The following is a 9,172-nucleotide window of genomic DNA, read 5'->3' as shown; positions in this document are numbered from 1 at the left end:
GGCCGACGGTGTGCACGTCGGGAACGATGACGGGGCCGACGGCCGCGGCGATGGCCGCGGCGAGCGGGCCGGGCATGAGCCCGAGGCCGACGACGGCGAGGGCGCCGAGCACGAGGGGGACGCGCATCACCCAGGGCACCTCGCGGGCGATGCTCGCCTTCCGGGAGCGCGGCCGGGCCAGGAATGCGATGCCGTATGCCTTGACGAAGGTCAGCAGTGCGAGTCCCGCGGTGAGGGCGAGCACGGCGACGGCGAGCGGCATCGCGATCGACGCGGCGACGGAGACGACCTCACCGTCGAGCCGGGCACCGTGGATCAGCGCCTGCAGCAGCATCCACTCGGCGACGAAGCCGCTCGTGATCGGGAGCGATGCCGCGCCGAGACTGGCGAGGCCGAACGTGCCTGCCGTCCACGGCATCCGTTTGCCCAGGCCGCCGAGGCGGTCGAGGTTGAGCTCGCCGGTCGCGTGCGCGACGGCGCCGGCACCGAGGAAGAGGGTCGTCTTGAAGGCGGCGTGGCTCACCATGAGTAGAAGGGCCGCGACGAGGGCGGCGTCGGCGGCGGCCGTCGCGTTGTAACTGCGCAGCAACACGGATGCCCCGAGGCCGAGGAAGACGAGCCCCATGTTCTCTGTGGTCGAGTAGGCCAGCAGCACCTTGAGGTCGCTCGCGACGGAGGCCTGCAGGATGCCGTACACGGCGGACACACCGCCGAGCACGAGGATGAGCACGCCCCACCACGGCGGGCCGGAGGGCAGCAGGCGCACGCAGACGAGGAGCGCGCCGTAGACGCCGATCTTGACCATTGCGCCGCTCATCGCCGCGGCGACGTGGCTCGGCGCCTCTGGCAGCACCCGGGGAACCCAGACGTGCAGCGGGACGAGCTCCGCCTTGCCGCCGAAGCCGAGCAGGAGGAGGACGAACGCTAGGTTCGCCGGCCAGGAATCGGCCGGCACGGTCGCGAGCGTCTGGAAGCCGGTACCGCCGGTGGCGGCCACGAGCACGCCGAAGCCGGCGAGCACGAAGAAGAAGCTCAGCTGGGACATCGCCGAGTACCAGATCGCGGCGGAGTAGACGGTGCTCCGGCTCGCGTGGTCGGCGAGGAGGAGCACGGTGGAGCCGAGGGTCATGATCTCCCAGAGGAGCAGGAAGGACACGACGTCGGTCGCGGCGGGAACGAGCTGCATGCCGCCGAGGAAGACGGCCATGGCCGCCCAGGAAGTGCGTGAGGCCTCCGCGCCGCGGGCCGAGCCGATCCCGAAGAGGGAGACGAGGGCGCCGACCGCGGAGACGACGATCATGAAGAGGCCGCCGAGCCGGTCGGGGGAGAGCACGAGGGGATCGATCGGGAGAGCGAGCGGGATGGTCAGGGTGCCGTTCGCCCCGCCGAGCGCTGCGGCCCCGGTGACGATGCCGGCGAGGCCGAGGAGGGCGCAGAGCGCGCCGGTCGCGCGGGACCGCCACGAGACGGGACTGAGCAGGCCGGTCGCAACGGCGGCGAGCGCGAGCAGGGCCTGGACGACGAGGCCGGACTGGACGGCGTTCATCGCCCGGTCATCCGTCGGAGGGCTTCGACGATGGCGGCAGGTTCCGGCGGAGTACCGGGGACAACGAGGTCGACGTGCACGAAGTCGGACACCGGGCCGGCGACACCGTAGCCGTCGGCGAAGACGCCGCCCGTGATCGCGCAGTCGCCGACGGCGACGACGAAACGGGGGGTGGGGGTCGCGACGACCGTGCGCCGAAGCGGTTCGATCATGTTCCTGGTCACCGAACCGCAGATCAGCAGCACGTCAGCATGACGAGGCGAGGCGACGAGCCGCACGCCGTAGCGCTCGACGTCGTAGACAGGGCCGAAGGCACTGGCGACTTCCTGGGCGCAGTCGTTGCAGCCGCCGGCATTGATGAAGCGCACCTGGATGCTGCCGCCGAAGATCCCGGCGCCGGGGAACAGGGCGGGGGCCTGCGGGGCCTGCTCTGCGATCCGCCCGCTGCGACGGATGAGGGAGGTCAGTCTGGTGACGCTCACCGGGGGTCTACGCCACTAAACATCATTACTTCTTTATATACCTATATGATGAATTTATCAAATAGATTGTGGACACTGCGCGGTGCGGGGCGGTCGTTCCGTCGGACTCAGGCCTCGTCGTCGATATCGACGTCGGCGCGGTTCGCCGGGCCGCGCTCCCGGGTCACCCGGTCGAGCAACGGGGTGATCCGGTACGGGATCAGCTCGCCCATGGCGAGCGAGGTCTCCGTGCGATCGACGCCCTCGCACGCAAGGATCGTGCCGTCGATGCGGAACAGGTCGTCGGCATCCGTGCACACGACGAGGACGAGCAGGTCCGTCGACCCGCTCATTCCGTGGGCCTGAACGATCTCGGGGATCTGGTTGAGTTCTGCGACGATCTGGCTGAGCCTCTTCTGCTGCAGGTGCACCTGGATGAACGCCGTCAGGGGGTGGCCGAGGGCGATCGGATTGATCCGGCGATCGAAGGCCAGGAACGCGTTGGATTCTTCGAGCCGTGCCATCCGCGCCTGCACGGTGTTCCTGGACAATCCCAGCCGCTGGGCGAGGGCCACGAAGGTGCTGCGCGGCTCTACGCAGAGGGCGCGGAGGAGTTGGAGGTCGACCCTGTCCAGACTGTGCATAACGCATGAGATTAGCACGCAGGAGGCCCGCAGAATAGGGCAAAGTGATTAGTGTTACGCCCCGCGAGGGCGCATCCGTGAAGGACGCGTCGGGAGGGTCACCGCGGCGGTCCGCCGCGCTTCCCGCCGGCTTTCGCAGGCCTCATTCTCTTGACCGCCGGCGGGCGCCGGAGCAGAGTGAGGTACATGAGCGCAACCGGTTCGATCCAGAGTCCCGTGCAGACCGGCCCCGTGCTCGAGGGCGGCCCGTTCGTACACCTCGATGGAGCGTTGCACGCGAGCTACCGCACGAGCGATTTCGCCTCTGCGGTGCGCTTCCTCGACCGCGTCGCCGAGGCGGCGGATGCCGCAGGCCACCATCCCGACGTCGAACTCGGCTACGGGACGGTCGCCTTCCGGCTCCGCTCGCATGATCTCGGCGGCGTGACCGAACGCGACCTCCGGCTCGCCCTGCAGATCCAGGCGCTCGCGAATGAGCTCGGTGCGGAAGGCAGGGCCGTGACGCCCGCCCGGTACGACGTAGCGATCGACTGCACGGACGCCGACTCGATCCGGCCGTTCTGGCGCGTCGGCCTCGGTTATGTCGAGCTGCCGGCCGACGGCGACGGCGACGTGGAACTCGTCGACCCGCGGGGTCATGGGCCGAGGGTCTGGTTCCAGCACATGGAGATTGCCCGCACCGACCGGAATCGTATCCATCTGGACGTCTACGTGCCGGGTGACGACGCCGAGGAACGCGTCAGCGCGATCGTCGAGGCCGGCGGCACGCTGCTCACCGACGAGCACGCCCCCGAGTGGTGGGTGCTCGCCGATGTCGAGGGCAACGAGCTCTGCGTCTGCACCTCGAGCTACTGAACCCGGGTCAGGCGGCGGCGGAGGCGAGCGTCTTCTCGATCGCGCCGACGAGCTCTGGTGACTCGGGTTCGACGGTCGAGGCGAAGCGGTCCACGATCTGGCCCTCTGCGTTCACGAGGAACTTCTCGAAATTCCACTTGACGAGGCCGGGCAGCAGGCCGGACTTGAACCTGGTGAGCTGGGCGTAGAGCGGATGCTGGTGCTTGCCCCGGACATCCACCTTCTCGGTCATCGGGAAGGTGACACCGTAGTTCAGCTGGCAGAACGCCTCGATGTCGGCGGACTCCCCGGGCTCCTGGCCCATGAATTGGTTGCACGGCAGGCCGAGGACGACGAGGCCGTCGTCCTTGAAGCGCTCGTAGAGGTCCTCGAGGCCCGCGTACTGGGGCGTGAAGCCGCACTTGGATGCGACATTGACCACGAGAACGGTCTTGCCGCGGTAGTCGGCGAATGTCGTCTCCGTGCCGTCGATGAGGGTGAGCGGGGCGTCGTACAGGGGGGAAGAAGAAGGCATAATCGCAGGCTATTAGCGAAGTCTCCGAGTCGGCTGGGGACGGCGGGAGAACCGCCGGGGGAGCTGGCGGCCCGCATGCGGTAGAATTGGGAGTTGACAGCGCGATTCAACGGCCATCCACAGCTGCGCTTTCACGCTCTGCGGTTCCACACACCCGGATGGCTTTCCACGGCTTCGCCCAGTCGAATGAGGCTCACGGCCTCGCGACCTGACGCGCGCATCACCTTCTGATTTGCATAACCCCGTCACCACGGCTGCCGGATAGACCCGGCGCCGGCTATGAGACCGGTTGCCCTGTGCGCGGTTTCGCCAAGAAATGAGTTTATTTAATTGACTAAGCACGAACTCGACCTGAACAGCCCGCCGTCCCTCATCAAGCGGGGACTGCGCATCGTCCCCCTCGGCGGCCTCGGCGAGATCGGTCGCAACATGACCGTCTTCGAACACAAGGGCAAGCTGCTCATCGTGGACTGCGGGGTGCTGTTCCCCGAGGAGACCCAGCCCGGCGTCAACGTGATCCTGCCCGACTTCTCCTACATCCGCAGCCGGATGCAGGACGTCGTCGCCGTGGTGCTGACCCACGGCCACGAGGACCACATCGGCGGCGTTCCGTACCTCCTCCGCGAGCGCGCGGACATCCCCGTCGTCGGCAGCGAGCTCACCCTCGCCTTCGTGAGCGCCAAGCTCGAAGAACACCGGATCACCCCCAAGCTCCAGCAGGTCAAGGAAGGCCAGCGTCGCAGCTTCGGCCCGTTCGACCTCGAATTCCTCGCGGTGAACCACTCCATCCCCGACGGACTCGCCGTCGCCATTCGCACCGAAGCCGGCCTCGTGCTCGCGACCGGTGACTTCAAGATGGACCAGTTCCCGCTCGACAACCGCCTCACCGACCTCCCCGGCTTCGCCCGTCTCGGTGAAGAGGGCGTCGACCTCTTCATGACGGACTCGACCAACGCCGAGGTTCCCGGCTTCACGATGACCGAGGAAGACATCCGCCCGGCCATCGACTCGGTGTTCCGCACCGCGCCGCGCCGTATCATCGTGTCGAGCTTCGCGAGCCACGTGCACCGCATCCAGCAGGTCATCGACGCGTCGGCCAGGCACAACCGCAAGGTCGCCTTCGTCGGCCGCTCGATGGTGCGCAACATGGCCATCGCGGAGAAACTCGGCTTCCTGCACGTGCCGAAGGGCCTCATCGTCGACGTCAAGGCGCTCGAGCGGATGAAGGACAGCCAGGTCACGATGATCTGCACCGGGTCGCAGGGCGAGCCGATGGCAGCCCTCTCCCGGATGGCGAACCGCGAACACACGATCAAGATCGGCGAGGGCGACACCGTCCTCCTCGCGAGCTCGCTCATTCCCGGCAACGAGAACTCGATCTACCGGGTCATCAACGGCCTCACCCGCTGGGGCGCCAATGTCGTGCACAAGGGCAACGCCAAGGTGCACGTCTCCGGCCACGCGAGCGCCGGCGAGCTCGTCTACTGCTACAACCTCGTCAAGCCCAAGAACGTCATGCCGATCCACGGCGAATGGCGCCACCTCAAGGCCAACGCCGAGCTCGCGATCCGCACGGGTGTCCCCGAGGCGCAGGTGCTCGTCGTCGAAGACGGCGTGGTCGTCGACCTCGTCGACGGCGTCGCCAAGATCGTCGGCCGCGTTCCGGCCGAGATCGTCCTCGTCGATGGCATGACCGTCGGCGGTGTCGCCTCCGAAGAGGCCCTCGCCGACCGCGTGCAGCTCTCCAACGACGGCGCGGTCACGATCCTCGGCATCCTCGACACCCGCACCGGCGCGCTCGTCGAACCGGTCGAGTTCATCGCCCGCGGCTTCGTGCAGGACAACGCCTGGATCCAGGGCGCGACGAAGTCCATCGACGACGCTCTCCGCGCGGCGAACAAGGTCAAGATCGTCGACGGGCCCGAGCTCGAAGAGATCTTCACCCAGAGTGTGACACGGTGGATGCAGCGTAAGTACCGCCGCATCCCGGTGATCACCTCCGTCGTCGTCGACGCCTAGCAGCCACTCCAAGGCGGATGCCGGTGGACCCGCGGGTCCGGCGGCATCCGCCTTCTTCGTACCACTCGTCCAGAAATGAAAGCCATAGTCGTACCATGACAATTTCGCCGCCCAGCAGGAAGAAGGGCCGTCGACTCCGCCGTCGTTCCATCGTCCTGATCGCAATGGGTGTCGTCGTGGCCGTCATCGCGACCGTCGTGACCGTCATCGCCGTGAACCTGCCCGACGACCTCGAGATCGGCCGGCTGTCGCAGAAGAGCAACCTCTATGCGACCACGAGCGCGGGAACCCCCTACCTCCTCGCGTCGTTCTACGACCAGAACCGCGTCGAGGTCGCCTTCGACGCGATCAGCCCGTTCGTGAAGGATGCCGCGACCTCGGGAGAGGATCCGGGCTTCTACGACCACGGGGGCGTCGACATCTGGGGCACCGTGACCGGCATCGTCTCGACCGTCTTCACCGGCACAGCCAGGGGCGGCTCCTCGATCACCCAGCAGTACGTGAAGAACGTGCTCGTGCAGAAGTGCGAAGCGCTCACCGACGAGACGGAACGCGCGGACTGCTACAACACGGCCACCGAGGCGAGCCCCGACCGGAAGCTCAAGGAGATGAGCCTCGCCATCGGCCTCGAGAAGAAGTACTCCAAGGACGAAATCCTGCGCCAGTACCTGAACATCACGGGCTTCGGCGGCTCCGTCTACGGAATCGAGGCCGCGGCGAGCTACTACTTCAACACCACGGCGGCCAACCTCACGTTGCCGCAGGCCGCGAGCCTCGTCGCGATCGTCAACAACCCGGTCAAATTCCAGCTCGACAAGCCGGACAGCGCGACAAACGGTGTGGCCAACGGTTATGCCGACAACAAGGACAGGCGCGATTACATCCTCGATGCGATGCTCGAGCACGGCAAGATCAGCCAGGCAGATCACGATGCAGCGATCAACGCCCCGATCGAACCGACCATCACCGAGCCGAGCACCGGGTGCCAGACAGCAGGCGGCAGCGCCTACTTCTGCGACCTCGTCATGCAAACGCTTCGCAACGACCCGGCATTCGGGGCGGATGCCGAGACACGGCTGGCCAACGTGCGACTCGGCGGGTACAACGTCTACACGACCCTAGACCTCGATCTGCAGTCCGCCGCCGAGACCACAATGAAGTCGAACGTGCCTGCGACGTATCCGGGCTGGGACGTCGGCGGGGTCATCACGAGTGTGGAGGTCGGAACCGGGCGAGTGCTCGACATGGCCCAGAACAAGGACTACAGCCAGGATCCTGCCGTGCAGGCGACCGGAGACAACTTCAGCGGCATCAACTACAACACCGACCTCGGCCAGGGCGGCTCCAACGGGTTCCAGACCGGGTCGACGTACAAGGTCTTCACCCTTGCCGAGTGGCTCAACGAAGGTCATTCCCTCTCCGAGTCCGTGAGTTCCCGGCCCCGGTCGAACTGGGGGACGTTCGAGGACAGTTGCAACGGGCCGCAAAGCTACGGGGCGGCATTCAACCCGAAGAACGATTCCTCGTCGGAGAACGGCTCGTACAGTTCGGCGTTGCAGTCGACCATCCAGTCGATCAACACGGGTTTCATCGGTATGGCCAAGGAACTCGACCTGTGCGGCATTCGCAAGACGGCCGAAGCATTCGGCGTGCACCGTGCCGACGGGAATGCGCTCGAGCAGGGCGCGGCATCCGTGCTCGGAACAAACGAGATCGCGCCCCTCACCATGGCGGCCGCCTATGCCGGGATCGCAAACGACGGCGTGACGTGCACGCCGATCCTGATCGACAGGATCACCGGGCCGGACGGTACGGAGATTCCCGCGCCGACGTCGAACTGCACCCAGTCCGTCAGCACGGACGTCGCCGCGGGGATGAGTTATGCGATGCAACGGGTCATGACGAGCGGAACGGCGGCGGCCTCCTACCGAGCCACCACGCCCCGGGTGCCGATGATCGGCAAGACCGGCACCACCGACGACAACAAGGACACCTGGATGAGCGGGGCCAGCACGAAGGTCGCCACCGTCGTCGGGGTTGTGAACGTGTCCGGCGACGGCCAGGACCAGCGGACGACGTACTTCGACAGCGGCCAGGCCGCGACCGCCCGGCACCGGATGTGGCCGGATGTCATGAGCGTCGCCAACGAGAAGTACGGCGGGGACAGCTTCACGGTGCCGCCGCGGAGCATGACCCGCTGATCCGGACTGTGTGGCTGATCACGACTGTGTGATAGGACGGAGGAGTCGGCTCATCACACAGGAGATGCCGGGGACAGTCGTTTGACGTGGCCGTTCGGGCGCTCCGGAAAGAACACGGAAATGACGTCACACACGATCGGCTACTTCGTCGGAAGCCTGTCCTCCACCTCCATCAATCGCACGCTCTCCCGGGCGCTGATCCGGCTCGCCCCGGAGAACCTGCACTTCACGGAAATCCCCATCCGGGACCTTCCCCTCTACAGCCAGGACTTCGACGCCGACTATCCACCGGAGGGGCGCGCCCTCAAAGCTGCCATCGAAGGCTCCGACGGGATCCTGATCGTTTCGCCCGAATACAACCGGTCGATACCGGGGGCCCTGAAGAATGCCATCGACTGGGGTTCGCGGCCCTGGGGGACCAACTCCTTCGCGCGGAAGCCCACCGGAATCATCGGCGCCTCCGTGGGTAATATCGGCACCGCCGTCATGCAGTCGAACATGCGCAGCGTGCTGAGCTTCCTCGATGCCCCCCAGTTGAACTCCCCGGAGGCGTACATCAAGTTCGATCCGACGGTCTTCACGGGCGACGGCGAAATTACCGATGCGGGCACCAGGGACTTTCTCCGGCACTACATGGATGAGTACGGTGCGTTCGTCCAGCGCGTCCTGGACGTCACCGCGCCGGGCCACATCGGAGACTTGCACGCGAGCTCGAAGAAGTGACGCGATAGCCGTCGGCCCCGGGCGCTAGCGCCTGTCAGAGAAGTTCTCCACAAAAATGCTCCTTGACCAGGTTGTCCACAGGTGATTCATGGGCGTGCGGATGCCGGTGGAATGTCGGTGGTCTTCCGTAGAGTGACCGGTATGACAGCTGAAGAACCCTCAGAAATTCGCTCGGAAAGCACGGCGGAGCCCCCGCCCGGGACCCCTCC

Annotated in this window: 8 protein-coding genes; 4 read left to right on the top strand and 4 right to left on the bottom strand. The window is 66.5% G+C overall.

Annotated features, from left to right (window positions below; translation table 11 throughout):
* From QN345_RS12120 to QN345_RS12110, 3 genes are all read right to left on the bottom strand, one after another.
* Positions 1–1,546: proton-conducting transporter membrane subunit (locus tag QN345_RS12120; RefSeq protein ID WP_323508685.1), on the bottom strand; the 1,546-nt coding region annotated here is incomplete at its 3' end.
* The gene (locus QN345_RS12115) at positions 1,543–2,028 is read right to left on the bottom strand and encodes an NADH-quinone oxidoreductase subunit B family protein (RefSeq protein ID WP_134561020.1); all 486 of its coding nucleotides are present in this window, start codon (positions 2,026–2,028) and stop codon (positions 1,543–1,545) included. The genes QN345_RS12120 and QN345_RS12115, both read right to left, overlap by 4 nt.
* 107 nt (positions 2,029–2,135) lie before the next feature.
* Positions 2,136–2,651 (bottom strand): Lrp/AsnC family transcriptional regulator, encoded by a 516-nt coding sequence (locus tag QN345_RS12110; RefSeq protein WP_134449609.1) that lies wholly within the window; start codon positions 2,649–2,651, stop codon positions 2,136–2,138.
* Between the two features lie 186 nt (positions 2,652–2,837).
* On the opposite strand from QN345_RS12110, the gene QN345_RS12105 reads away from it, so the two are divergent.
* A complete protein-coding gene (locus tag QN345_RS12105; RefSeq protein ID WP_323505026.1) occupies positions 2,838–3,506 on the top strand; it encodes a VOC family protein in 669 nt (222 codons plus the stop codon).
* A 7-nt stretch (positions 3,507–3,513) separates the two neighbouring features.
* Here the strand turns inward: QN345_RS12105 and QN345_RS12100 are convergent, their stop codons facing one another.
* Complete coding sequence (locus tag QN345_RS12100; protein ID WP_323505027.1) at positions 3,514–4,020, bottom strand: glutathione peroxidase; 507 nt, start codon at positions 4,018–4,020, stop codon at positions 3,514–3,516.
* 330 nt (positions 4,021–4,350) lie between these two features.
* On the opposite strand from QN345_RS12100, the gene QN345_RS12095 reads away from it, so the two are divergent.
* From QN345_RS12095 to QN345_RS12085, 3 genes are all read left to right on the top strand, one after another.
* A complete protein-coding gene (locus tag QN345_RS12095) occupies positions 4,351–6,039 on the top strand; it encodes a ribonuclease J (RefSeq protein WP_277612950.1) in 1,689 nt (562 codons plus the stop codon).
* Between the two features lie 95 nt (positions 6,040–6,134).
* Positions 6,135–8,240, top strand: a complete 2,106-nt coding sequence (locus QN345_RS12090) for a transglycosylase domain-containing protein (protein WP_323505028.1) — start codon at positions 6,135–6,137, stop codon at positions 8,238–8,240.
* A 120-nt stretch (positions 8,241–8,360) separates the two neighbouring features.
* Positions 8,361–8,963, top strand: coding sequence for an NADPH-dependent FMN reductase (locus QN345_RS12085; protein ID WP_134449613.1), 603 nt, complete (start codon positions 8,361–8,363; stop codon positions 8,961–8,963).
* Positions 8,964–9,172 lie beyond the last annotated feature (209 nt).

This window comes from Cryobacterium sp. 10I1, from assembly GCF_035019805.1.
Classification (GTDB): domain Bacteria; phylum Actinomycetota; class Actinomycetes; order Actinomycetales; family Microbacteriaceae; genus Cryobacterium; species Cryobacterium glucosi.
The sequence above is the reverse complement of the archived record's forward strand: the minus strand, read 5'-3'. Positions and strand labels throughout refer to the sequence as shown.